Annotated in this window: 19 protein-coding genes; 4 read left to right on the top strand and 15 right to left on the bottom strand. The window is 69.1% G+C overall.

Annotation, left to right across the window (positions count from 1 at the left end; all coding sequences use genetic code 11):
- Positions 1-214: 214 nt before the first annotated feature.
- The 3 genes from ABEA26_RS25805 to thyX form a co-directional block, all read right to left on the bottom strand.
- On the bottom strand, positions 215-1,900 hold the full coding sequence (locus ABEA26_RS25805) for a ribonuclease J (protein WP_345595737.1): 1,686 nt from the start codon (positions 1,898-1,900) through the stop codon (positions 215-217).
- A 204-nt stretch (positions 1,901-2,104) separates the two neighbouring features.
- Positions 2,105-3,004 (bottom strand): 4-hydroxy-tetrahydrodipicolinate synthase, encoded by a 900-nt coding sequence (gene dapA, locus ABEA26_RS25800; protein WP_345595736.1) that lies wholly within the window; start codon positions 3,002-3,004, stop codon positions 2,105-2,107.
- Between the two features lie 211 nt (positions 3,005-3,215).
- A complete protein-coding gene (gene thyX / locus ABEA26_RS25795; RefSeq protein WP_345595735.1) occupies positions 3,216-3,956 on the bottom strand; it encodes an FAD-dependent thymidylate synthase in 741 nt (246 codons plus the stop codon).
- Positions 3,957-4,129: 173 nt separating this feature from the next.
- Here thyX and ABEA26_RS25790 point away from each other — a divergent pair, with 173 nt between their 5' ends.
- Positions 4,130-4,369, top strand: a complete 240-nt coding sequence (locus tag ABEA26_RS25790) for a hypothetical protein (protein ID WP_279565693.1) — start codon at positions 4,130-4,132, stop codon at positions 4,367-4,369.
- A gap of 115 nt (positions 4,370-4,484) precedes the next feature.
- On the top strand, positions 4,485-5,039 hold the full coding sequence (locus tag ABEA26_RS25785; RefSeq protein WP_345595734.1) for a hypothetical protein: 555 nt from the start codon (positions 4,485-4,487) through the stop codon (positions 5,037-5,039).
- A gap of 67 nt (positions 5,040-5,106) precedes the next feature.
- Here the strand turns inward: ABEA26_RS25785 and ABEA26_RS25780 are convergent, their stop codons facing one another.
- From ABEA26_RS25780 to rpsO, 5 genes are all read right to left on the bottom strand, one after another.
- The gene (locus ABEA26_RS25780; protein WP_345595733.1) at positions 5,107-5,562 is read right to left on the bottom strand and encodes a tetratricopeptide repeat protein; all 456 of its coding nucleotides are present in this window, start codon (positions 5,560-5,562) and stop codon (positions 5,107-5,109) included.
- 13 nt (positions 5,563-5,575) lie between these two features.
- Complete coding sequence (gene dapB, locus ABEA26_RS25775) at positions 5,576-6,328, bottom strand: 4-hydroxy-tetrahydrodipicolinate reductase (RefSeq protein ID WP_345595732.1); 753 nt, start codon at positions 6,326-6,328, stop codon at positions 5,576-5,578.
- A gap of 35 nt (positions 6,329-6,363) precedes the next feature.
- Positions 6,364-7,743 carry a M16 family metallopeptidase gene (locus ABEA26_RS25770; RefSeq protein ID WP_345595731.1) on the bottom strand — a complete coding sequence of 460 codons (1,380 nt, stop codon included), beginning with the start codon at positions 7,741-7,743 and terminating at the stop codon, positions 6,364-6,366.
- A complete protein-coding gene (locus ABEA26_RS25765; RefSeq protein ID WP_345595730.1) occupies positions 7,740-9,959 on the bottom strand; it encodes a polyribonucleotide nucleotidyltransferase in 2,220 nt (739 codons plus the stop codon). The genes ABEA26_RS25770 and ABEA26_RS25765 overlap by 4 nt, the downstream gene beginning before the upstream one ends.
- Before the next feature lie 302 nt (positions 9,960-10,261).
- On the bottom strand, positions 10,262-10,549 hold the full coding sequence (gene rpsO / locus ABEA26_RS25760) for a 30S ribosomal protein S15 (protein ID WP_019330982.1): 288 nt from the start codon (positions 10,547-10,549) through the stop codon (positions 10,262-10,264).
- A 578-nt stretch (positions 10,550-11,127) separates the two neighbouring features.
- Between rpsO and ABEA26_RS25755 the strand changes: the two genes are divergently transcribed.
- Entirely contained in the window at positions 11,128-11,427 is a 300-nt protein-coding gene (locus ABEA26_RS25755; RefSeq protein ID WP_345595729.1) for a DUF397 domain-containing protein, read from the top strand.
- Between the two features lie 65 nt (positions 11,428-11,492).
- Here ABEA26_RS25755 and eccD read toward each other — a convergent pair whose 3' ends face one another.
- Complete coding sequence (gene eccD, locus ABEA26_RS25750; protein ID WP_345595738.1) at positions 11,493-13,010, bottom strand: type VII secretion integral membrane protein EccD; 1,518 nt, start codon at positions 13,008-13,010, stop codon at positions 11,493-11,495.
- Positions 13,011-13,330: 320 nt separating this feature from the next.
- On the opposite strand from eccD, the gene eccCa reads away from it, so the two are divergent.
- Positions 13,331-17,296, top strand: coding sequence for a type VII secretion protein EccCa (gene eccCa, locus ABEA26_RS25745; protein WP_345595728.1), 3,966 nt, complete (start codon positions 13,331-13,333; stop codon positions 17,294-17,296).
- Between the two features lie 48 nt (positions 17,297-17,344).
- On the opposite strand, the gene ABEA26_RS25740 is transcribed toward eccCa, so the two are convergent.
- The 6 genes from ABEA26_RS25740 to ABEA26_RS25715 all read right to left on the bottom strand — a co-directional run.
- Positions 17,345-19,471, bottom strand: a complete 2,127-nt coding sequence (locus tag ABEA26_RS25740; RefSeq protein ID WP_345595727.1) for a protein kinase domain-containing protein — start codon at positions 19,469-19,471, stop codon at positions 17,345-17,347.
- 57 nt (positions 19,472-19,528) lie between these two features.
- Positions 19,529-21,712, bottom strand: a complete 2,184-nt coding sequence (locus ABEA26_RS25735) for a protein kinase domain-containing protein (protein ID WP_345595726.1) — start codon at positions 21,710-21,712, stop codon at positions 19,529-19,531.
- 64 nt (positions 21,713-21,776) lie between these two features.
- Entirely contained in the window at positions 21,777-22,583 is an 807-nt protein-coding gene (locus ABEA26_RS25730) for a protein kinase family protein (protein ID WP_345595725.1), read from the bottom strand.
- Positions 22,584-22,798: 215 nt separating this feature from the next.
- On the bottom strand, positions 22,799-23,098 hold the full coding sequence (locus ABEA26_RS25725; protein ID WP_345595724.1) for a WXG100 family type VII secretion target: 300 nt from the start codon (positions 23,096-23,098) through the stop codon (positions 22,799-22,801).
- 101 nt (positions 23,099-23,199) lie between these two features.
- Positions 23,200-23,532, bottom strand: coding sequence for a WXG100 family type VII secretion target (locus tag ABEA26_RS25720; protein ID WP_345595723.1), 333 nt, complete (start codon positions 23,530-23,532; stop codon positions 23,200-23,202).
- Between the two features lie 55 nt (positions 23,533-23,587).
- On the bottom strand, positions 23,588-24,134 hold a 547-nt coding region (locus tag ABEA26_RS25715), incomplete at its 5' end, for a S8 family serine peptidase (RefSeq protein WP_345595722.1).

The following is a 24,134-nucleotide window of genomic DNA, read 5'->3' as shown; positions in this document are numbered from 1 at the left end:
CTTTCCAGGTTCTCGCTTTCGCGTTTCCCTTTCCGGCGGTTCCGACTCTATCAGAAGTTCTGAGTCGGATTTCCCGCCCTCCTGGGCCGGCTCCGATCCACGAAGTGATCGGGTGCCCGTCCGAGCGGAGATGTAAACGTACTGGAGCGGGGCGCCTCGATGCAAATCGAGGCGCCCCGCTCCAGGTTGGCGCTGTCGGAGGTCCGACGGCCCGTCAGACCTCCACGACGACAGGGAGGATCATCGGCCGGCGTCGGTACTGGTCCGAGACCCACTTGCCGAGCGTCCGGCGCACCAGCTGCTGGAGCTGGTGCGGCTCGACGACGCCGTCCTGGGCCGAGCGTTCCAGTACTTCCGTGACCTTGGGGAGTACCGCGGCGAAGGCGGAGTCCTCGATGCCCGAGCCCCGTGCCTGGACATGCGGACCACCGGTGATCTTGCCGGTGGACGAGTCGATGACCACGAAGACCGAGATGATGCCCTCGTCGCCGAGGATCTTGCGGTCCTTGAGGGCCGGCTCGCCCACGTCGCCGACCGAGAGGCCGTCGACGTACACGTAACCCGCCTGGACCTTGCCGGAGATCTTCGCCTTGCCCCCGACGAGGTCGACGACGACGCCGTCCTCGGCGATGACGATGCGGTCGTGCGGGACGCCGGTCAGGGCACCCAGCTCGGCGTTGGCCCGCAGGTGACGCCATTCGCCGTGGACCGGCATCAGGTTCCTGGGCCGGCAGATGTTGTAGAAGTACAGCAGCTCGCCGGCCGAGGCGTGGCCCGAGACGTGAACCTTGGCGTTGCCCTTGTGGACGACGTTCGCGCCCCAGCGGGTCAGACCGTTGATCACGCGGTACACCGCGTTCTCGTTGCCCGGGATGAGGGACGAGGCCAGGATCACCGTGTCGCCGTTGACGATGCGGATCTGGTGGTCACGGTTGGCCATGCGGGACAGGGCGGCCATCGGTTCGCCCTGGGAGCCCGTGCAGACCAGGACCACTTCGCTGTCCGGCAGGTCGTCGAGCGTCTTGACGTCCACGACGAGGCCCGGCGGAACCTTCAGGTAGCCGAGGTCCCGGGCGATGCCCATGTTGCGGACCATGGAACGGCCGACGAAGGCGACCCGGCGGCCGTACTCGTGAGCCGCGTCCAGGATCTGCTGGATGCGGTGGACGTGGCTGGCGAAGCTCGCCACGATGATCCGCTTGCGGGCGCCGGCGAAGACCTGGCGCAGGACGTTCGAGATGTCCCGCTCGGGCGGGACGAACCCGGGGACCTCGGCGTTCGTCGAGTCCGAGAGGAGGAGGTCGATGCCCTCCTCGCTCAGTCGCGCGAACGCGTGCAGGTCCGTGAGACGGCCGTCCAGCGGAAGCTGGTCCATCTTGAAGTCGCCGGTGTGGACGGCCATGCCCGCGGGGGTGCGGATGGCGACGGCCAGGGCGTCCGGGATGGAGTGGTTGACCGCGACGAACTCGCAGTCGAAGGGGCCGATGCGCTCGCGGTGCCCCTCCGTCACCTCGAGGGTGTACGGACGGATGCGGTGTTCCTGGAGCTTGGCCTCGATGAGCGCGAGGGTCAGCTTGGAGCCGATCAGCGGGATGTCCGGCTTCTCGCGGAGGAGGAAGGGGACGCCGCCGATGTGGTCCTCGTGACCATGGGTGAGGACGATGCCCTCGATGTCGTCGAGGCGGTCCCGGATGGACGAGAAGTCCGGCAGGATCAGGTCGATTCCGGGCTGCTCCTCCTCCGGGAAGAGCACTCCGCAGTCGACGATCAGCAGACGGCCCCCGTACTCGAAGACCGTCATGTTGCGGCCGATCTCACCGAGCCCGCCAAGGGGTGTGACCCGCAGGCCACCCTTGGGGAGCGCCGGGGGACGGCCCAGTTCAGGATGCGGATGACTCAAAAGACTCTCCTCACCACACGCGCCACGTACCGGTGGGCACGTGGCGCGCATGACGTTCGTGCGTAAGCAGTTGTCGTATGGGTGGCGCGGGCACCGGTGGCCCGCTTATTCAGTTGTGAAGTCCGGTCGTACGGCTGGTACCGCTCGTGTGGCTTGTGCGGCTCGTACGGATCACGCGGTGGTGCGGTCGTGCGAAGTCTGTTGTCAGAGCTGTACCCCGCCCGCGGCAAGATCGATCTTGAGCTGCTCGGTTTCCTCGGACGTGAGGCCGACCATGGGCGCGCGCAGCGGTCCGGCGGGCAGTCCCAGAAGGGCGAGCGCGGCCTTGGTGGTCATGACGCCCTGGGTGCGGAACATGCCGGTGAAGACCGGGAGCAGCTTCTGGTGGATCTCCAGTGCCTTCTGCACGTCGCCCGAGACGTGCGCGTCCACCATGGACCGCAGTTCGGGGGTGACGACGTGGCCGACGACCGAGACGAAGCCGACCGCGCCCACGGAGAGCAGCGGCAGGTTCAGCATGTCATCGCCGGAGTACCAGGCGAGACCGGAGCGCGCGATGGCCCAGCTCGCGCGGCCGAGGTCGCCCTTGGCGTCCTTGTTCGCGACGATCCGCGGGTGCTCCGCGAGGCGGACCAGCGTTTCCGTGTTGATCGGGACACCGCTGCGTCCGGGGATGTCGTAGAGCATGACCGGCAGCTCGGCGGCGTCGGCGATGGCCGTGAAGTGCTGGTACAGGCCCTCCTGCGGGGGCTTGTTGTAGTACGGCGTGACGAGCAGGAGGCCGTGTGCGCCGGTGCGCTCGGCGACGCGGGCCAGCTCGATGCTGTGCTGGGTGTTGTTCGTGCCGACTCCGGCGACGACGTGTGCCCGGTCGCCGACGGCCTCCAGGACCGCTCGTACGAGGTCCGCTTTCTCCGCGTCGCTGGTGGTGGGGGACTCGCCCGTGGTGCCGTTGACGATCAGGCCGTCGTTGCCTGCGTCCACCAGGTGGGCGGCGAGCCGCTGCGCGCCGTCGAGGTCGAGTGCGCCGTCCGCCGTGAAGGGCGTGACCATGGCGGTGAGGACCCGCCCGAAGGGGGTCTGCGGAGTGGAGGTCGGAGCCATGGGTTACACGCTACTCGTTGCTCAGGGCGGGGTCTGCCCTCGGGGGAGGCGGCAGGTGGGACGAGGAGTGGAGCCCGGCACTGCCTGCTCGGGGGTTCAAGCAGTGCCGGGTCCCTTTGATCAGGCTAGATGAACTTCTCCAAATGCCGCAATACGGACACTTCGCGCGGCTGATGCGCACATCTGTGCCCGACCGGGCACCGAAGGCGCGTTACGGCGCCACGCGTCCGTTGGCGTTGAAGGCCGCGTGGGTGAGCGGCATGAGCCGTGCCCACTCCTCTTCCATCTTCTGGCCGACCATCTCGATCTCCCGCTGCGGGAAGGAGGGGACCTTGGCCAGCTCGTGCTGGGTGCGCAGGCCGAGGAAGTGCATCATCGAGCGCGCGTTGCAGGTGGCGTACATGGACGAGTACAGGCCGACGGGGAGTACCGCGCGGGCCACCTCGCGGGCGACGCCGGCGGCGAGCATCTCCTGGTACGTGCGGTAGGCCTGGCGGTAGGAGTCCTCCATCGACCGGCTCACCAGATCGTGCTGCTCGGTGGTGCCCTCGACGAAGACGTACTTGCCCGGGCGGCCCTGCTGGACCAGCTTGCGGTCCTGACCCGGCACGTAGAAGACCGGCTGGAGCTCCCGGTAGCGGCCCGACTCCTCGTTGTAGGACCAGCCGACGCGGTGCCGCATGAACTCGCGGAAGACGAAGATCGGGGCACTGATGAAGAAGGTCATCGAATTGTGCTCGAACGGGCTGCCGTGCCGGTCCCGCATGAGGTAGTTGATCAGGCCCTTCGAGCGCTCCGGGTCCTTCTTCAGCTCGTCCAGGGACTGCTCCCCAACGGTCGAGACACGGGCGGCGAACAGCACGTCGGAGTCGGTCGCGCTGCTCTTGACCAGCTCGACGGTGACGTCGCTGCGGAGGTCGATCTTGAGATCGTCGGCGGGGGTGTCGGTCACGGGTGCAGGGCCTTCCCATCTTGTCGCTTGGCGAGGCCACTCTACGACCCTTCGAATGGGGTGTTCGGAGCCGTGCTGCGATGAAATCGGTGAAAGAGGGCACCCGAGGGGCTGTTCGTTCGTCTGTATGAGTAACAGCGAAGCATTCATCTCTGAGAGGAGACGTAGTCTCCATGATCCGCAGGCGTGAACCCGTGCCGTTCGCCTTCGTCGCCGAAGCCGACAGGTTCCGCAGCAATGTCACTCCCCCGCCGCGCGAGCGGGCGTCCTTCGGCCAGTTGGCCGGACGCTGGCTGCTCGGCCTCACCGTCGTCGCCGGGATAGTGGGTTCCCTGGTGATCGGGATGCCCGCGTTGTCGGCCGACCAGCCCGCCTCGCACAAGCAGCCGTCGCAGGCCTCCGACCGGCGCTGACGGCGCCGCGGGGACGGTCCTGGCTCCCATCCGGACCCCCGAGGGTGGTGACCGGAGACACAGGTCGGTAGCCTCACCGGGCACAGCCCACGCATGGAACGAGTGAGGACCAGCCGTGCCCCTGTCCTTCCTGACGGCCGACCGCGCCTTCGACACCAACGAGGATGTCGCGCTGCCGCACGACGACCGCGACCTCTGGCGCCGGCCCTACCGGCCCGGGCCGTGGCGCGTGGGGGTGGCGGCGCTGGTGCTGCTGCTCGCCTCGTTCGTACTGTTCTCGGCGATCATCATCGCGGCGACGGACTCGCTGTCCGCCGCCGGTGTGGTGTTCGGTGTCGCGGTGGTCATGATCGCCTGTGCCCTGCGGATGCTGCGCATGGGGGCGTGGGTGAGCGCGCACGGAGTGCGTCGTGTGAGCTTCCTCAGCACGCGCACGACGGCCTGGCAGCAGGTCGCCAGCGTGCGCACGGTGCAGCAGCCGGTGCGCTGGCTCGGGCTGCCGCGCACGGTGCAGGGACAGGCACTGCTGCTGGTCCGGCAGGGCCGGTCCGCGGAGACCGGGTCTCCGCTGCTGACCACGCACAACGCCGACTTCCTCGCACGGGAGGAGGCCTTCAACCGGGCGGCCGACGCCGTGGAGGCGTGGGCAGGCGAGTACCGGCGGCCCTGAGCACGCCGACACACGCCGGGGACCCGAACCGCTGAGAGCGGTCCGGGTCCCCGGCGTTTCGGTCTGCTCAGGCGGCCTCGACGTGCTTGCCGTCGTGCAGGGCGATCGCCCGCTGCATCGCCTTGCGGGCGCGCGGGGTGTCGCGGGCGTCGTGGTAGGCCACGGCGAGGCGGAACCAGCTGCGCCAGTCGCCGGGGGCGTCCTCCGTCTCGGCCTTGCGCAGGGCGAAGACCGCGTCGGCCGATTCCCGGTCCACGCGGCCGCTGGGAGTGCGCTTCAGCTCGTCGACGGGCAGTCCGCCCTCGGCGTCGAGCTCGGCGCCGAGCCGGTTGGCCTTGCGGACGAACTGGGTGTTCTTCCAGAGGAACCACACGCCGATCACCGGCAGGATCAGTACCGCGACGCCGAAGGCCACGGTGAGCGGCGTGCCGGTGCCGATGAGCAGCACACCGCGGCTGCCGGCCAGGGCGAAGTAGAAGACCAGGACGGCGGCCGTGATGACGTAGGAGATTTTCGCGCGCATGAGGGTCAGAGGCTCAGTTCAGGTCCAGGAAGTGCTCCAGGCCGAAGGTGAGGCCCGGAGTGGTCACCACCCCGCGGGCGCCCAGCAGAATGCCGGGCATGAAGCTGCTGTGGTGCAGGGAGTCGTGCCGGACGGTGAGGGTCTCGCCCTCGCCGCCCAGCAGGACTTCCTGGTGGGCCAGCAGGCCGCGCAGCCGGATCGCGTGGACCGGGATTCCGTCGACGTTCGCGCCGCGGGCGCCGTCCAGGGCGGTGGCAGTGGCGTCGGGCGCCGGAGCGGAGCCTGCCTTCTGCCGGGCCGCCGCGATCAGCTGGGCGGTGCGGGTGGCGGTGCCGCTGGGGGCGTCGACCTTGTTGGGGTGGTGCAGCTCGACGACCTCGACGGACTCGAAGTACGGGGCGGCGAGCTGGGCGAACTTCATGGTGAGCACGGCGCCGATGGAGAAGTTGGGCGCGATGAGTACGCCCGTCTCCGGGGAGCCGTCGAGCCAGGTCGTCAGCTGTGCGAGGCGTTCGTCGGTCCAGCCGGTGGTGCCGACGACGGCGTGGATGCCGTGGCGTACGCAGTAGTCGAGGTTGTCCATCACCGAGGCGGGGGTGGTCAGCTCGACGGCGACCTGGGCGCCGGCGCCGGCGAGCGTGTCCAGGCTGTCGTTCCGGCCCAGGGCGGCGACCAGTTCCATGTCCTCGGCGGCCTCGACCGCCCGTACCGCCTCGGAGCCGATCCGGCCCTTGGCACCGAGGACGGCCACGCGCAGCTTGCTCATGTTGTGTTCGCTTCCTTACCGAGAAACCGGGAGTGTCAGGCGACGGCGTCGTGCAGCCGGGACGCCTGCTTGTCCTTCAGCGGGCCGATGACCGACAGCGAGGGCCGTCGTCCCAGGACGTCGCGGGCGACCGCGCGGACGTCGTCCGGCGTGACCGAGGCTATCCGGGCCAGCATGTCGTCGACGGACATCTGCTCGCCCCAGCACAGCTCGCTCTTGCCGATACGGTTCATCAGCGCGCCGGTGTCCTCCAGGCCGAGGACCGTGGAGCCCTGGAGCTGGCCGACCGCGCGGCCGATCTCCTCGTCAGTGAGGCCGTGCTCGGCGACATGGTCGAGTTCGTCGCGGCAGATCTTGAGCACGTCGTGCACCTGGGAGGGCCGGCAGCCCGCGTAGACGCCGAAGAGGCCGCAGTCGGCGAAGCCCGAGGTGTACGAGTACACGCTGTAGGCCAGGCCGCGCTTCTCGCGGACCTCCTGGAAGAGGCGCGAGGACATGCCGCCGCCGAGAGCGGTGTTGAGGACGCCCATCGCCCAGCGGCGCTCGTCGGTACGGGCCAGGCCCGGCATGCCGAGGATGACGTGGGCCTGCTCGGTCTTGCGGCCGATCAGCTCGACCCGGCCGGCGGCGCGGACCGTGCGCCGCCCGCCGCGCGGTGCGATGGGCTCGGCCACCGGGTCCCGGAAGGCGCCGGCCTTCTCGAAGGCGGCGCGGACCTGACGTACGACCTTGTTGTGGTCGACGTTGCCGGCCGCGGCGACCACGAGATGTGTGGGGTCGTAGTGCTTCTTGTAGAAGCGGCGGATGCGGTCGGCGGTGAGTGCGTTGACCGTGTCGACCGTGCCGAGGACGGGGCGGCCGAGGGCGTTGTCCCCGAACATGGTGTGCGCGAACAGGTCGTGCACGCAGTCGCCGGCGTCGTCCTCGGTCATCGCGATCTCCTCGAGGATCGCGCCGCGCTCGACGTCGACGTCCTCCTCGCGGATCAGCGAGCCGGTCAGCATGTCGCAGACCACGTCGATGGCGAGCGGCAGGTCGGTGTCGAGCACGCGTGCGTAGTAGCACGTGTACTCCTTCGCCGTGAACGCGTTCATCTCCCCGCCGACCGCGTCGATGGCGGAGGAGATGTCCAGGGCGCTGCGCCCCCGGGTGCCCTTGAAGAGCAGGTGTTCCAGGTAGTGGGTGGCGCCGTTCAGGGCCGGGGTCTCGTCGCGGGAGCCGACGTGCGCCCAGATGCCGAAGGTCGCCGAGCGGACCGAGGGCAGGGTCTCGGTGACGATGCGCAGGCCGCCCGGGAGGGTGGTCTTGCGGACCGTGCCGATACCGTGCTCGCCCTTGATCAGGGTTTGGGTACGGGCGACGGCCCGCGCCTCCGAGGAGGTGCGGGCCGTCGCCCTGGCGTTACGAGACGTCACTTGTCGGTGTCGTCCTTCTTGTCGTCGTCGCCCTCTTCGCCCTCGACCACGGGGATCAGGGAGAGCTTGCCGCGGGAGTCGATCTCGGCGATCTCGACCTGGACCTTCTGGCCCACACCGAGGACGTCCTCGACGTTCTCCACGCGCTTGCCGCCGGCGAGCTTGCGGATCTGCGAGATGTGCAGCAGACCGTCCTTGCCGGGCAGCAGGGAGACGAACGCGCCGAAGGTGGTCGTCTTGACGACCGTACCCAGGTAGCGCTCGCCGACCTCGGGCATGGTCGGGTTGGCGATGCCGTTGATCGTGGCGCGGGCGGCCTCGGCCTGCGAGCCCTGGGCGGCACCGATGTAGATGGTGCCGTCGTCCTCGATCGTGATGTCGGCGCCCGTGTCCTCCTGGATCTGGTTGATCATCTTGCCCTTGGGGCCGATGACCTCACCGATCTTGTCGACGGGGATCTTCACGGTGATGATCCGCGGCGCGTTCGGGGACATCTCGTCCGGCGTGTCGATCGCTTCCATCATCACGTCGAGGATGTGGAGACGGGCGTCACGGGCCTGCTTGAGGGCGGCGGCCAGGACGGAGGCGGGGATGCCGTCCAGCTTGGTGTCGAGCTGGAGGGCGGTCACGAACTCCTTGGTGCCGGCGACCTTGAAGTCCATGTCGCCGAAGGCGTCCTCCGCACCGAGGATGTCGGTGAGGGCGACGTAGTGCGTCTCGCCGTTGATCTCCTGGGAGATCAGGCCCATGGCGATACCGGCGACGGGGGCCTTCAGCGGCACACCGGCGTTCAGCAGCGACATGGTGGACGCGCAGACCGAGCCCATGGACGTCGAGCCGTTGGAGCCGAGGGCCTCGGACACCTGACGGATCGCGTACGGGAACTCCTCGCGCGTCGGCAGTACCGGCACGATGGCGCGCTCGGCGAGAGCGCCGTGGCCGATCTCGCGGCGCTTCGGAGAGCCGACGCGGCCGGTCTCGCCGACGGAGTACGGCGGGAAGTTGTAGTTGTGCATGTAGCGCTTGCGGGTCACCGGCGAGAGGGTGTCCAGCTGCTGCTCCATGCGGAGCATGTTGAGGGTGGTGACGCCCAGGATCTGCGTCTCGCCACGCTCGAACAGCGCGGAACCGTGCACGCGCGGGATGGCCTCGACCTCGGCGGCCAGGGTGCGGATGTCGGTGACACCGCGGCCGTCGATGCGCTTCTTCTCCTTGATGACGCGCTCACGGACCAGGGACTTGGTCAGCGAGCGGTACGCGGCGGAGATCTCCTTCTCGCGACCCTCGAACTCCGGCAGGAGCTTCTCGGCGGCGAGTGCCTTGACGCGGTCCAGCTCGGCCTCGCGCTCCTGCTTGCCGGCGATGGTGAGCGCCTGGCTGAGCTCGGGGCGGACGGCGCCGTCGAGCGCCTCCAGGACGTCGTCCTGGTGGTCCAGGAAGATCGGGAACTCGCCGGTCGGCTTGGCGGCCTTCGCGGCGAGGTCGGCCTGGGCGCGGCACAGCACCTTGATGAAGGGCTTCGCGGCGTCCAGACCGGCGGCGACGACCTCCTCGGTGGGCGCCTCGGCGCCCCCCTCGACCAGCTTGATGGTCTTCTCGGTGGCCTCGGCCTCGACCATCATGATCGCGACGTCGCCGTCCTCCAGGACGCGGCCCGCGACGACCATGTCGAAGACGGCGTCCTCGAGCTCGGTGTGCGTCGGGAAGGCCACCCACTGGCCGCGGATCAGCGCGACGCGGACGCCGCCGATCGGGCCGGAGAAGGGCAGACCGGCCAGCTGCGTCGACGCGGAGGCGGCGTTGATCGCCACGACGTCGTACAGGTGGTCGGGGTTGAGGGCCATGATCGTGGCGACGACCTGGATCTCGTTGCGCAGCCCCTTCTTGAAGGACGGACGCAGCGGGCGGTCGATCAGGCGGCAGGTGAGGACGGCGTCCTCGGACGGCCGGCCCTCACGGCGGAAGAAGCTGCCGGGGATCTTGCCGGCGGCGTACATCCGCTCCTCGACGTCCACCGTGAGGGGGAAGAAGTCGAGCTGGTCCTTGGGGTTCTTGGAGGCGCTGGTGGCCGACAGCACCATGGTGTCGTCGTCCAGGTACGCCACGGCGGAACCGGCGGCCTGCCTGGCCAGCCGGCCCGTCTCGAAGCGGATGGTACGGGTGCCGAACGCGCCGTTGTCGATGACGGCCTCGGCGTAGTGGGTCTCGTTCTCCACTAGTGTTTTCTCCTCGTCTTCGTCCCTCCTCGCCCGTGTGGCGGGGGGACGGTGGCGGAGAAGCGCTCCGGGCAATGCGGGCCGGTCTTCGATCGAAGCGCCCGGGTTCTGCACCCGGGAGCCACTACCGAGGACCGGCGGCGGCTAGGCGCGCTTCTCCTCGTTTTCGTTCGTTGTGTCGTACGTCGTGTACGTCGTGCGTCTTCTCTTCTGCTACCACACTACAAAGCGGCGGCGACAGAGCGCACGTACAGCAAAGGGAGCGGCCCCCCAACGGTGGGAACCGCTCCCTTCACGGCGTCCTACTTGGCGCCCGCCGCACCGCGGCGGATGCCGAGGCGCTCGACCAGCGCACGGAAGCGCTGGATGTCCTTCTTGGCGAGGTACTGCAGCAGCCGGCGGCGCTGGCCGACCAGGATCAGCAGACCACGACGGGAGTGGTGGTCGTGCTTGTGGGTCTTGAGGTGCTCGGTCAGGTCGGAGATCCGACGGGACAGCAGAGCGACCTGGACCTCGGGGGAGCCGGTGTCGCCCTCCTTGGTACCGAACTCGGTGATGATCTGCTTCTTCACTGCGGCGTCGAGCGACACGCGTACTCCTCTTGGTCTGTGCGTGCCCACCGAGTGCCCCCGGTCTACGTCTCGGGAGATCTTCCGTGACTCGGAAGGCGAGGATCCGCTGGGCGCGTCCTCCAGGGCTCCTGGCTCCGGGGATGCGTACACAAGCGGCCGTCACACAGCGTACCAGCCTGGAGGGGGCACCCTTTCCGCAGCCCGAAGGCATGGCCCGGTCGCGGTCGAGCATCTGTCCGGGGAGGGGTGGCCACCCGGCGGTCTCGGATGAGTTCGGATGGGTTCGGCTGGATCCGGATTGATTCGGATGGGTTCGGCTGAAGCGGACGCTCTCGCCCCGCTGCCGAAGCCCTGCGTGAAGTGGTCCGACGCTCGGCGGGCCGCGGGCGGATCTCCGGAGAAGGCACGGGAGGGGGCGGAGGCCCGACACTCACGACGTTGCCCTTCACGGCCCGGAAGAACAGAGGTGTCAAGGCGTCGACGAGGGCCGTCACTCATGCCGGGCACGCACATCGGTGATCCGCTGACCAGGAACAACAGCAGCAAGTAGGGTAGCCGCACAGTTCGTTGGGACAGCAGGAAGGACCGAAGCCGCGATGGCCGAGGACAAGGAACTCCGAGCGCGCAAGGAGCGGGAGAGGGACGAGCTCTACTCCCTCGACATCTCCGGCGTCGAATGGCACAGCGCGCCCGGCACCGAAGAACACGAGGAACGGGTCGAGATCGCCTATCTCCCCGACGGTGCCGTGGCCATGAGGTCGTCGCTCGACCCGGACACCGTGCTGCGCTACACGGAGGCGGAGTGGCGGGCGTTCGTGCTCGGCGCCCGGGACGGCGAGTTCGACCTGGAGCCGGCGCAGCAGGACCCTCAGGATCCCAAAAACAGCGCCGAGTAGGGTGCGGGGCGGCACACGGCGTGCCGCCCGCCCGTCCCGGACGTCACGCCGCGTGGAGCCGACACTCAGTTGCCGGTCATCGACCGCGCCGCGGCGTAGACGTCGAACACGGCGAGAGCCAGGGGAATCAGCGTCAGCAGCACGAACACCTCGGCGATCTCCACGAAGCGCCCCCAGAAGGGCGTTACGCCGCGACGAGGGATGATCAGGCCGACTGCTGTGACCAGAGCCACAGCTGCAGCGACCGCCGCCGCCAGCCACACGCTGCGGAGGTCCAGGGCGCTGGTGTCGCCCTTGAGCGCATCGTGCCAGTACTCCACCGGCGGGTTCATCGCCAGGCCCAGGCCGAGAGAGACCAGGCAGGCCAGCCCCGCGACCAGCGTGGCAGCGACCTGGGCGGTGTAGCGGAACAGCTGGGCCCGCATCAACATCGCGATGCCGGTGGCGAGCGTCAGCAGCTGCGCCCACACATTGCCGGTGAACCCGAGGACGGCCGACGCGCCCACCGAGACCAGCGCGCAGCCGCCGACCAGTCCCGCGAGGAGCTCGTGGCCGCGGCGGGCCTGGGCTGCGACGCGCTCGGCGTCCACGGGTTCCGGGGAGTCCGACTCGTCCGCCGAGTAGGAGCCGCGTGGCCCGTTGGGTGGTTCGTAACCGATGGGCAGCCGCGCGAAGCGCAGGGACAGCCCCGGCAGGAACGCGAGAGCACACACCGACAGAGGTGCGCAGACCGCGGCCGTCTCCATGGGCTTCAGGTGCGTCAGCATCGCCACGAACGTCGCGAGCAGACCGATCGCGGCGGCGAAGACGAACGCCACGAAGGGACTGTCGCCGCTCGGTGACACCAGGGTGAGGACCACGGAGGTGACCAGGACCGCCGCGCACGCCAGGAGGAACTGGAGCCGTCCGATGCCCTGCCCCTCGGCGAGCGGAACCAGTCCGGAGCCCGCCACGGCGATGTTCGGAAGAGCGCCGAGGCCGAGGGCGATCGCCGAGCCCCGGTCCCCGTACACGCGCGCCCGGACGCACGCGAAGGTGACGAGCAGGACTCCGGCGACCGCGGCGAGTATGCCCTGCAGGCTGTGCATGTCGTGGCGGACGTGGGAGTTCCAGGCAACGAACGCCAGCAGTACGGGGAGCACGCCCGCCCCCACCAGGCCGGCCACCCGCGTCAGCTCGCCGTCCCACAGCGTGCGGTCGTGGGCGACGGCGGAGGCGACCGCCTCCGAGACGTCGTCGAAGACGGCCGGGGGCAGCGAGTCGGCGAACGGACGCAGCGTGAGCAGTTCGCCGTCCAGGATGCGCTGCGCCGCGAAGGACCGGGCGCTGTCGAGGACGGTCCCGTCACGGCGTACCAGGTGATAACCGACCGGCGCACCCTCGGTGGGACTCTGGCGGGAGAACCGCAGGATCTCCGGATACAGGTCGGCGACCGGTACGTCATCGGGCAGGGCCACGTCGATGCGGCTGTCCGGCGCCACGATCGTGACCCGGCAGAAGCCGAGCCCCGAACCCGCTGTGACCGGGTTTCCGGTGCCCGCGCCCGCTCCGGCTGTCACGCCGGTCGGCGCGGAGGCCGTCATGCTCACCCGCTGCTCCCCCTCGTAGGCGATGTCGGCAAGGTGCGGTACCGGCGCGCCCTGCCTCTCGGTAACGATCCTGCTCGGTTGTTCCGCGCCGCCCGGCATCGCTGCGTGGCGCGCGGGGTACTCCTGGCGAGCGTTGCGTTGTCCACGAGGACCTGGAAGTCCCAGGCGGGTTCGCAACTGCTCACGCGTCCCGCAGGCACCCTACCGCCCGCCCCTGCCAGTGTGTGTCAGTAGGATCGCCCTTCGCGATCGACGTACGCCGGGAGACGGGCGGCGGACGGAACGAGTCGGGCCGGCAAGGGAATTGGTACGAAGTGAGCCATATCGTCGTCAAGCGCCCGCCCCGGGCACTGCCGGAGAACGTGCCCACGGAGGAGGTTCACCTGCAGCCACCGCCGGAGCTTCCGCGCGGGCAGCAGGAAGGCGCGTTGATGCAACTCCTGCCCATGCTCGGCATGGGCGGGTCCGTGGTGTTCTTCTTCAACCCCCAGGCCCAGCCCTTCATGAAGATCATGGGCATGGTGATGGTGGCGTCCACGATCGCCATGGGCATCGCGATGCTGGTTCGCTACCGCCGCGGCAACCAGGGCCAGCTGGCCGACATGCGCAGGGACTACCTCCGCTATCTGTCGCAGGCCAGGCGTGCCGCCCAGGGGACGGCGAAGGCTCAGCGTGACGCCCAGTACTATCTGCACCCCTCACCGGAGCAACTGTGGGCGCTGGTCGCGGAGGGTAGCCGGCTGTGGGAGCGGCGCTCGGGCGACGAGGACTTCGGCCAGGTGCGCGTGGGTCTCGGCCCGCAGGCCCTGGCCACCCCCCTGGTCCCGCCGGAGACCGCCCCGGTGGACGAGTTGGAGCCGCTGACCACCGGTGCCATGCATCGGTTCCTGGCCACGCACAGCACTCTTGAGGACCTTCCGATCGCGGTTTCGCTGCGGTCCTTCTACCACGTGACGATCAGCGGCGATCCGGTCGCCGTGCGCGGCACCGCTCGGGCCGTCACCGCCTCGCTCGCCGCGATGCACTCTCCCGAGGACCTGGTGATCGGCATCGTTCTCGGGCGTGAATCGACGCCGGAATGGGAGTGGGTCAAATGGCTCCCACACGTACAGGCCGACGGCAACACGGACGGCGCGGGCTCACGGCGTCTGATCACGGCCGAACCGGCGCTCCTGGAGGAGTTGCTCGGCGCCCGTCTCGAGGGGCGCCCCAGGTTCCACCCGGACGGCCGGCCGGTACCCGAGCAGCCGCACCTCGTCATCGTTCTCGACGGGATCTCCCTGCCGCCGACGTCGCTGCTGGCCAGTCCGGAGGGCCTGCAGGGGGTGACCGTGTTGGAGGTGGTTCCCGGCACTCTCGCCACCGGACGCGGGGACCTCTCGCTCGCCGTACAGCCGAAGGAACTGCGTCTGGAATCGGCGCACGGGGCGGTCTACGAGGGTACGCCCGACCTCCTCTCCCAGGAGAGCGCGGAAGCCCTGGCCCGGCAGTTGGCGCCGCTGCGCGTGGGAACGGGTGGGGACAACGACGAGCCTCTCCTCGCCAATCTGGAGTTCACCGATCTCCTCAACCTCGGCGACGCCGCCTCCATTGATCCACGTCGGACCTGGCGGCCCCGGTCCCAGTCCGAACGGCTCAGGGTGCCGATCGGTGTCGGCGAGGACGGCAGGCCCGTCATGCTCGACCTGAAGGAGGCTGCGCAGGAGGGCATGGGACCGCACGGCCTGTGCGTGGGCGCCACCGGCTCCGGCAAGTCGGAGCTGCTGCGCACTCTGGTCCTCGGCCTGGCCGTGACCCACTCCTCCGAGACCCTCAACCTCGTACTCGCCGACTTCAAGGGCGGGGCGACGTTCGCCGGTATGGCGCAACTGCCCCACGTCGCCGCCGTGATCACCAACCTCGCGGACGACCTCACCCTGGTCGACCGGATGGGCGACTCGATCCGCGGTGAGCTCAACCGCCGTCAGGAGATGCTCCGCGACGCCGGCAACTACGCCAACATCCACGACTACGAGAAGGCCCGCGCGGCCGGCGCCGCGCTGCAGCCGATCCCCTCGCTCGTCCTGGTGATCGACGAGTTCAGCGAACTGCTCACGGCCAAGCCCGATTTCATCGAGATGTTCGTGCAGATCGGCCGTATCGGCCGGTCGTTGGGTGTACATCTGCTGCTCGCCTCGCAGCGGCTCGAGGAAGGGCGTCTGCGCGGACTGGAGACCTACCTTTCGTATCGGATCGGTCTCCGTACCTTCTCCGCCGCCGAGTCCCGAGCCGCGCTCGGTGTCCCGGACGCCTACGAACTGCCGAACGTCCCCGGCTCCGGCTTCCTGAAGTTCGGCACGGACGAGATGGTGCGCTTCAAGGCCGCTTATGTCTCGGGCGTGTACCGCACAAGCGCACAGCAGACGGCGTCCCTCGGCGGCCCGCGGCCGGTCGACCGGCGTCCCGTACTGTTCACCGCCGCAGAGGTCCCGGTACGGTACGCGCCGGTGCCGCCGCAGCGGGAGGAGACGCCGGACGAGGCCGACGACGCGCTCACCGACACCGTGCTCGACGTCGTCGTACGGCGTCTCGAGGCGCAGGGCCCCAGCGCCCACCAGGTGTGGCTGCCTCCGTTGGACAGTCCGCCGTCGCTCGACGCGCTGCTGCCCGGCCTCGCCCAGGTGGCGGGGCGCGGCCTGACCCAGCCCGGCTACGAGGGCGCGGGACGGCTCGTGGTGCCCGTCGGCATCGTCGACAAGCCGTACGAGCAACGACGGGACCCGCTGTGGGTGGACTTCGGGGGCGCGGCCGGCCACATGCAGATCCTGGGCGGCCCGCAGTCCGGCAAGTCGACGCTGCTGCGCTCGCTCATCGCCTCCTTCGCGCTCACACACACCCCGCACGAGGTGCAGTTCTACGGGCTCGACTTCGGTGGCGGCGGTCTGTCGGCGGTGGCCGGCCTGCCCCACGTCGGTGGCGTGGCCTCACGCCTCGACCCCGAGAAGGTACGGCGCACGGCGGCCGAGGTGTACGGCGTGCTGACCCGCCGAGAGGAGTACTTCCGTACGGCCGGCATCTCCTCGATCGCGGAGTTCCGTGCCCGCCGTGCGCGAGGCGACATCTCGGTGACCGACCAGCCTTGGGGCGACGTGTTCCTGGCGATCGACGGCTGGGGGAACTTCCGTGCGGACTACGAGGCGCTGGAGTCGATCGTGCTGGACATCGCGGCGCGCGGTCTCGGCTACGGCATCCACCTGGTCCTCACCGCGTCCCGCTCCATGGAGGTCCGGGGCAATCTCAAGGACTTGCTGATGAACCGTCTCGAGCTGCGGCTCGGCGACTCCATGGACTCCGAGTTCGACCGCAAGGTCGCGGCGACCGTGCCTACGGGTGTGCCCGGGCGTGGCCAGACCCCGCAGAAGCAGCACTTCATGGCGGCGGTCCCGCGCATGGACGGGCTGTCCTCCGACACTGACCTGGCTGAGGCCACGCAGGCGCTTGCGGCCGAGGTCACCCGGCACTGGCAGCAGCCGGGCGCGCCCGCGGTGCGGCTGCTGCCGCGCGAGTTCCCGGTGCGCCAACTTCCCCCCGGCGACCGGTTTCCCCGGCGCGGCGTGTCGTTCGCACTCGACGAGGACGCCCTCGAGCCGGTGTTCGTGGACTTCGACCAGGACCCGTTCTTCCTGGTCTTCGGCGAGAGCGAGTCCGGCAAGTCGAACATGCTCAAGGTGCTCATCCAGCGGCTCACCGAGCGCTACGACGGCAACTCCTGCAAGCTGTTCGTCATCGACAACCGCCGCTCCCTGCTGGGGGTGACCCCGCCGTCACACCTGGCCGAGTACGTGCCCATGTCGAATCAGATGCAGCACCACATGGACGCGTTGGTGGAGCTGATGCAGCGTCGTACGCCGACGGCCGACGTCACGCCGGAACAGCTGCGCGACCGGAGTTGGTGGCAGGGGCCGACGGTGTACATCGTCATCGACGACTACGACCTGGTGGCCACGTCCAGCGGCAATCCGCTGGCAGGACTGACCGAACTCCTGCCCTTCGCCCGGGACGTCGGTGTGCGCTTCATCATCGCCCGCTCCACCGCGGGCGCGGGCCGCGCCGGCTATGAGGCCTTCATGCAGCGCCTCAAGGAACTCGGCGCCCAGGGCATCGTTCTCAGCGGCGATCCGGCAGAGGGCGACCTGCTGGGTGGGGTGCGCCCCCGCCCGATGCCGCCGGGGCGGGGCGTGTTCGTGTCACGACGGCGGGGGAAGCCGTTGGTTCAGGTGGGGTTCGTGGATGACGTCTGAAGTCGTCGGCCGGGGCCTTCCGCACGTCGTCGGAAGGCCCCGGCCCGTTCAGAAGCAGGTGAGCGCGAAGACCGAGCTGTCGCTCAGGTAGAAGGCTCGGTTCCCGTCGGCGGCCATGCGCACCCGGTACTCGAACATCGGCACCGTGGTGGACCTCCAGGCCCGCTCCCCCTCGGCCACCGTGGCGACACCGACGATGAGCTGATCCTCCTTGATGTCGTCCGGCAGGATCGACCAGACGCCGTGGCCCTGCACCAGTATGGGGCTGGCGACGAAAGCGTCGAATCGTCCCCGCCAGACCAGCTCACCGTTGCTCTTCTTCAGGCGTCTGGGGAACATGCCGCCAACGGCGTACACCGCCTCCCCGGCAACCACTGGATGTCCCCACTCGTCTGCGGCGGCCTCGTCCTCGTCGAGCTTCGCACTCCAGACCAGTTTCCCGTCGCTGATGCGGCGCGCGTCCAGTGTTCTGCCGTTGAGGTACACGGTGTCGCCCGCGACGGCGGGGCGGACCGAGACACTGACACCGTCGCGGCGGCGCCACGCCGGACGGCCGTCGCTCGTGCTCACGACGAGAACGTTGCCGTCCGTCGTCGGGAGTACCAGCCGGCCCTGCCGGACGACGGCGTGCTCGCTCAGCTTCTTCACGAAGTCGCCGGGAAGCTCGACCGTCCACCCCACCTTCGCGTCCGCACGCCGGACACTGCGCAGCCGCTCGTCCTCGGTGAGGACGTACACAGCCTCTTCGTCGGCGGCGAGCAGCCGCTTCGCCCGGGCCCCGGCGCACGTCCATCGTGTCTCCCCGGTGGACGGCACGTAGGTGTGAAGTCCGCCCTTGCCGTCGGCTCCCACCACCAACCGGTCCGAGAGCGACAGGTAGCCCCGCTTCGGCTGGACGACCGGAGCGATCCAGCGCTGAGTACCGTCCCTGACGTCGTACGCGACGATGCCACCGCTTGCGGCACCGAAGACGATGACGTCACGCACGGGCAGCAGGGTCGGTGAGAAGACGTCCGCCTCATCCGTCAGGGACCAGATCGGTGCCGGGCTGCCCAGGTAGGACGACTTCTCGCGAAGAGGGCTGAGCGGTTCTCGAGGCGTCGCGACAGCGGGTGGGATGTCGAACGGGTCGGCCTTCCTGGCCCGGGGGACAGACTTCTCCTCCCTGCTGTCGAGCCACCAGGCCGTCGCGCCGCCGCCGGCGGCCAGGACGGCGCCTGACGCGGTGAGCCCGGTGATCAGGCGTCGCCGTGTGACAGATGTGGTCTGCCCTTCACCGGACGGCAGCGCTTGGCCGATCAACGCGTGCGTGTCGGCCTCACGCTGCTTGATACCGTCGGCGACGCTGCCTCTGCGCCATGCACGGGCGGCGCCCTTCGGCACAGCCATGGCTTGCGCGATCTGTCCGGGGGTCGGGCGCGCGGCCGGGTCCTTGGCCAGGAGGGGAACGATGAGATCCAGCAGCCGGGGTTCGATGCCCTCGACCAGTGGCTCGTCGTGGACGACTCGGTACTGGAGTTCAGCCACGTGCCCGCCGTCGAAGGCGCGTCGGCCAGTGGCCGCGTACACGAGTACCGCACCCAGCGAGAACACGTCGGCCGACGGGGCGACGCGCTGCCCAAGTACCTGTTCCGGCGCCCCGTATCCCGGGGTGACGGGTACCTGGCCGGTGCTGGTGAGGGTGAGTCCGTGTTCGGGCCGGGCGATACCGAAGTCGATGACGCGCGGCCCGTTCGACGTCAGGACGATGTTGGGGGGCTTCAGGTCGCGGTGGATGAAGCCCGCGGTGTGGATGTCACCGAGGGTGCGGGCGAGGGACGCGGCCAGGGCCCTCAGGGCGGTTTCATCCAGCGGGCCGTAGGTGTCGACCGCGTGATCGAGGGTCAGTCCGGCGAGGAACTCGGTGGCGATCCATGGCCGCGCGCCTTCCGTCCTCGCCCCGAGCACTGCCGCCACACCCGGGCTGCGTACGGCCTGCGCGGCCAGGGCCTCCCGTACGAAACGCTGGGCGAGGTGGGCGTCGTGCGCGAGTTCGGGGCGCAGCACTTTGATGGCTGCCAGGTCTCCGGCACCGTCCTGGCCCGTGTAGACCTTTCCCATGCCGCCCTCGCCGAGGACGCCGAGCAGGCGATAGGGGCCAAGGCGGATCGGGTCTCCGGTACCGAGGGGTTCCATGCTTGGTCTTTCTGCCGAGGGGCGACTCGAGGAACTTCTTCTTGTGGGCCAGGCCGGCTAGCTGAGCTTGTAGGCGGCCAGGCGGTCAGCGTCCACGGCGAGGATCAGTCCGGCCTGCGGGTCCTCGTGGAACTGCTCACCGTTCGTCTTGTGAGTCAGCTCGGTGGTGTGGGACGACAGGCCCACCGCCCGCAGGTGGACACCGTTCCGGTAGTACGCGTGGCGGTCACCGACGAGGGGACGCCAGCCGGTGTACACCCCTGACGTCTGATCCGTCTTCTCGGTCCAGAGCTCCTTGCCCCGCTCCGTGTCGACCGCTGTGATCCCGGTGTTCTCGGCGACGGCGTAGAGCACGCCGTCCTTCACGGTCGGCGGACCGTATCCACGCTTCTGTTCGGTCGCCCAGGCCTGTGCCCCGTCGGTCAGCCGATGCGCCTTCAGGTGAGCTCCTCCGACGTAGAGGTGCTGCCGGTCGGCAGCCATCTCGCTGCGCAGGGGCTCGGGGTCCTCGGTGTCGTGGGGCTTGTCCCAGAGGATGGCTCCGGTGCGGGTGTCGCGGACCACGATCCGTACCGTCTTGTCCTCCGCTTCCTGGAACGTCACCAACCGTGTGCCCACGACCTTTGCGGCGAGGAAATGCAGACGGGTGCTTCCATCCGTCCTTTTCGGCAGGGGTTGCTTCCAGAGGGTCTTTCCGGTGGTGAGGTCCGCGGCACGCAACGTCCATGTCTGCGAGGCGCGGAAGTCGCCCGTTTTGGACTCCCCTTGGCCCACCGCGACGTACGCGATGTTCTCGACGATGCCGAGCAACTGGTTGCCGCGGAGGTCGAAAGCGGTGTCCTCGAAGTACGTGCCGGTCGGTTTCACATACTCCTGTTCTTCGTCATAGGTGGCCACCTCGACCGGGACGCGCTTACTCGTGCCGTGCTCGAAGTCGGCGGAGAGCTGATAGATCCGGTCCCCGACGGCTGTCATCTGCCACCACTCCGTGGTGGTGATGAGCAGGTCCTGCCGTCTGCCCGTGGCGGAAGAGATGCGCACGGTCTGGGCGTGCATCGCGAGGTCGATGTGCCCGTTGGCCGAGTGGGGAATGATCAGCCCCCAGCCCTCCATCATCATCCTGCCGGACCGCTCGGACAGCCACAGTGGTTCGAGATTGCGCGTCTCTCGTGGCCGCGCACTCGGTTTCCGCCGACTGGGGCCTTCTCGTTGCCACCACAGTGACCCGGCCACGCCCACGCCGCCCACGGCCAGTGCCCCGCCCAACGCCATAAAGCGCCTACGCGACGGCGAGCGCCCCGGACCGCCGGGTGCCTCCGGCGGCATGTCCGGTATCTCCGGGGGAGCCGAACGCTGCGGCACCAGCTGCCATACGTCGGTCGCCCGCCGCCCGATGTCCGCGAGCAGGACGTCAGGCAGATGTTCGGCGAACTCCCCTGACCCGTCGTGGATTCGAGCAGCCAGCTCCTCGGTGAGCGGCCGCTCGTCCGGTGCTTTGGCCAGGCACTCGGCCAGCACCTGCGCCAGCGACGCCGGCACGCCGTCGACGTCTGCTTCCGTGTAGCGGACCCGGTAGAGGAGATCCGCCGCCTGTCCGTGCCCGAACGGGGCACGCCCTGTAGCCGCGAACACCAGCACTCCGGCGAGCGCGAACACGTCGCCGGCCGGGCCGTGTTCCTGTCCCGTCGCCTGCTCCGGTGACATGAACGCCGGAGTGCCCACGGCAGCACCGGCGCGCGTGAGGCGGTCGTCGCCGATCGCCCGCGCGATGCCGAAGTCGATGAGCTTCGGTCCGTATCCGGCGATGAGGATGTTGGACGGCTTGAGGTCACGATGCACGATGTCCGAGCGGTGCAACTGGCCGAGCGCCGCACACAGCGCGGCCCCCAGGGCCCGCACGGAACGCTCCGGCAAGGGCCCCGCGATTCCCACAGCCTCGTCGAGTGACGGCCCGAGGACGTATTCGGTGGCCATCCAGGGCGTCTCCGCCAGAGGGTCCGCGTCCATCACCCGGGCGCCGAACCGGTCGCCGATGATCCGGGCGGCATCGACCTCGAGCCGGAAGCGGGTCCGGGCGGCGGGATCAGCGGCGATGGCCGCGTGCATGGTCTTGAGCGCGACCGTTCGCCCACCGGCCGAGCGCGCCACGTACACGGTTCCCATGCCGCCGCTGCCGAGCCGGGCGACAAGCCGGTAGGGACCGAAGGCGATCGGATCGTCGTGGGTGAGTGCAGTCGGCATGGGTTCTCGTTGTCGAAGTCAGGTGAGGCGGGGTTGGCAATGTCGATACGGGTGCGGCACAGGACTACGTCGCCGGCGCCAGTTCCGCGGCCAGCACGGACGCCGACTGGTGTGCGATGCCGGCTACCACCCGAGCGGGCAGCCATCCAGGGCCGAGCAAGGCCTCGGCGCGTGTGGCGGGACCGAACTGCGCGGAGCCGAGGGGCGCGGCGCCCTCCACCAGTTCCTCGATCATCTCCAGGGGTGAGGGACGCTGTGCCGGGTCTCTCGCCAGACACCGACCGACCAGTGGTCGCAGAAAGGAAGGCAGCTCCTCCCGTTCCGGCACCGTGTATCCCGTCGCGGCATAGGCGAGCGTCGCGCCCAACGCGTAGATGTCACCCAGCGGCCGGGGCCTCCCGCCTGCAGCCTGCTCCGGCGGCAGGCTGCCGGGATCCAGCCCCGGTGTACCACGACGCGGGACATCTCCCGGTACGGCGGCTCGCACGGCTCCGTAGCACGTGAGCCGAGGTCCGTCCGCGGCGATCAGCACCGATGACGGAGCCACTCCCGCGTGAGTGGTGTTCTGCCCGTGCAGCACGGCGAGGGTTTCGGCCAGGGCGACAGCGAGCGCCCTGACGGTTCGCTCGGGCAGGGGACGGCCGTGAAGTGTCAGCACGGTGGGCAGGGGCAGAGCGGGTACGTAACGATGAGCCACCCACGCCTCCCCACCGGGAGCGGCAATGTCGACGACCGGCAGGATCCAGGGCCCCAGAAGGTAACGGGAAATCTCGGCCTCGGCCAGAAAGGGCCGCGCCTCGACCGTGGCCAGGGGCTTGCTGAGCAGAACCGTGTGTTCGCCGTCGGCGCTACGTGCGACGAAACGCTCCATCGGTACGGGAGCGGCAGTGGCGGAACTGCGGGTATCGAGCCGAGTGAGAGCCCTGTAGGGACACGAGGACGGCAGCGCGCCACTTCCGGTGCCTGGCATGCGCTTCCTTGTCTCTCATTCCCGGTCTCTTCCTTGTGACGGCTTCCGGACAGCAGCAGGGTGGGCGTCTCCCGCGCACGCCCACCCTCGTTCCTGCCGCTGTCCTGCCGCCGTGGCTACTGCAGGTACCTGGACGCCGCCAGGTCGCCTTCCATGTAGGTACCGCCGGACTGTCCCACGACGCGGCCGATACCCATCAGGGCCTGGTGGATGTCGCTGGCTTCCTTGTCCCAGCGCCCCAGCTTCTCGTCGAAGGTGCCCTGGGCCTTACCCGCCCAGTACTGCTTGCTGTTGAGCACCATCTGACGGAGCTGCTGGATGTCCTCGTCAAGCAGCTTCGCCTCGTTGGCGATGTTGGTCGCCGCGAAGTCGAGCCCGTCGTACGTTACCTGCAGACCGTCCGCGTTACGGCTCATCCCTGCCTACCTCGTTTCCTTCAGCTGTGGCTGCTGTCGACACCGACGTCCCCGTTCCGGCCCGTCGATGCCCCGACTCGATGCCTGGAAAGCGGCTCGTGTCAGTACGAATTGAGCGCGGACGCGCCATCGTGAACATTGATCTTGTTCACGGCTGCGCGGACTTCGTCTTCCTTGCTGTCCTTGATGTTGCGCGTGGCGGTCATCGCCTCGACGACGTCACCAAGGATGCGGCCCATGTTCTGCAGCGACGTGTTGATCTCGTACTGCTTCGTGTCGAACGCGGCACGGCCGATGCCCTGCCACTGACCCTCAAGGCCGTCGATCACGCCCTGAAGGTTGTGCACCCGCTTCCGGATGCTCTCGAACTTCTCGTACATGTCCTTCTGCAGCTTGACTACCGCTGCATCTTCGAGCTTCTGGTCGACGGCCATGATCCGCCCCTGCCCTCCCTGTTCCCTATCTGATACGGCACCGACGACGCCGGTGTCAGTTCGCGCGCCGCGCCCGCAGTACGGCGAAGACGCCCCCGCCGATCACGACCACGGCTGCGGCGGCACCCAGTGCGATCCACAACGTGCTGCCACTGTCATCCGAAGCATCGGACGACACGGTCTTCGCATCGTCCGACCCTGCTCCCGCCGGCTTGTCCGCAGAAGACCCGCCCGCCCCTTGTGACCCGGCTGTTGCACCCGCGGAAGGCTCAGAAGAGGAGGACGCCGGAGGAATCTCCGTCACCAGCTTCTCCCCCTTCTCCTTGTTCCACTTTCCGAGCGGGTCGGAATACGGCTCGCCGGGATCGTAGTCCGGGTTCGCCAGCACCGAGCGGGGGCGGATGGTTCCATAGCCCGCGTACTGAGTCGGGTCGTCCTTCGGCCAGTCACGGCTGGCGGTGTCGATCAGGGAGCGGGTGACCTGATTGGCCGTCCAGTCCGGGTGAGCGGACCAAATGAGGGCGGCAGCGCCTGCGGCGATTGCCGTGGCGGAGCTGGTTCCCTCAAGATCAGGACAGTACGTCTGGAAACTGGCCTGACAG

This window comes from Streptomyces marokkonensis, assembly GCF_039539045.1.
GTDB classification, from domain to species: Bacteria; Actinomycetota; Actinomycetes; order Streptomycetales; family Streptomycetaceae; genus Streptomyces; species Streptomyces marokkonensis.
The sequence above is the reverse complement of the archived record's forward strand: the minus strand, read 5'-3'. Positions and strand labels throughout refer to the sequence as shown.

Coding starts and splice junctions, on each gene's coding strand:
- eccD (WP_345595738.1), bottom strand. CDS start 13,010: ATGACGGCCTCCGCGCCGACCGGCGTGACAGCCGGAGCGGGCGCGGGC.
- ABEA26_RS25735 (WP_345595726.1), bottom strand. CDS start 21,712: ATGCCGACTGCACTCACCCACGACGATCCGATCGCCTTCGGTCCCTAC.
- ABEA26_RS25730 (WP_345595725.1), bottom strand. CDS start 22,583: ATGGAGCGTTTCGTCGCACGTAGCGCCGACGGCGAACACACGGTTCTG.
- ABEA26_RS25790 (WP_279565693.1), top strand. CDS start 4,130: ATGATCCGCAGGCGTGAACCCGTGCCGTTCGCCTTCGTCGCCGAAGCC.
- dapA (WP_345595736.1), bottom strand. CDS start 3,004: ATGGCTCCGACCTCCACTCCGCAGACCCCCTTCGGGCGGGTCCTCACC.
- dapB (WP_345595732.1), bottom strand. CDS start 6,328: ATGAGCAAGCTGCGCGTGGCCGTCCTCGGTGCCAAGGGCCGGATCGGC.
- ABEA26_RS25720 (WP_345595723.1), bottom strand. CDS start 23,532: ATGGCCGTCGACCAGAAGCTCGAAGATGCAGCGGTAGTCAAGCTGCAG.
- ABEA26_RS25755 (WP_345595729.1), top strand. CDS start 11,128: ATGGCCGAGGACAAGGAACTCCGAGCGCGCAAGGAGCGGGAGAGGGAC.
- ABEA26_RS25740 (WP_345595727.1), bottom strand. CDS start 19,471: ATGGAACCCCTCGGTACCGGAGACCCGATCCGCCTTGGCCCCTATCGC.
- ABEA26_RS25780 (WP_345595733.1), bottom strand. CDS start 5,562: ATGCGCGCGAAAATCTCCTACGTCATCACGGCCGCCGTCCTGGTCTTC.
- ABEA26_RS25725 (WP_345595724.1), bottom strand. CDS start 23,098: ATGAGCCGTAACGCGGACGGTCTGCAGGTAACGTACGACGGGCTCGAC.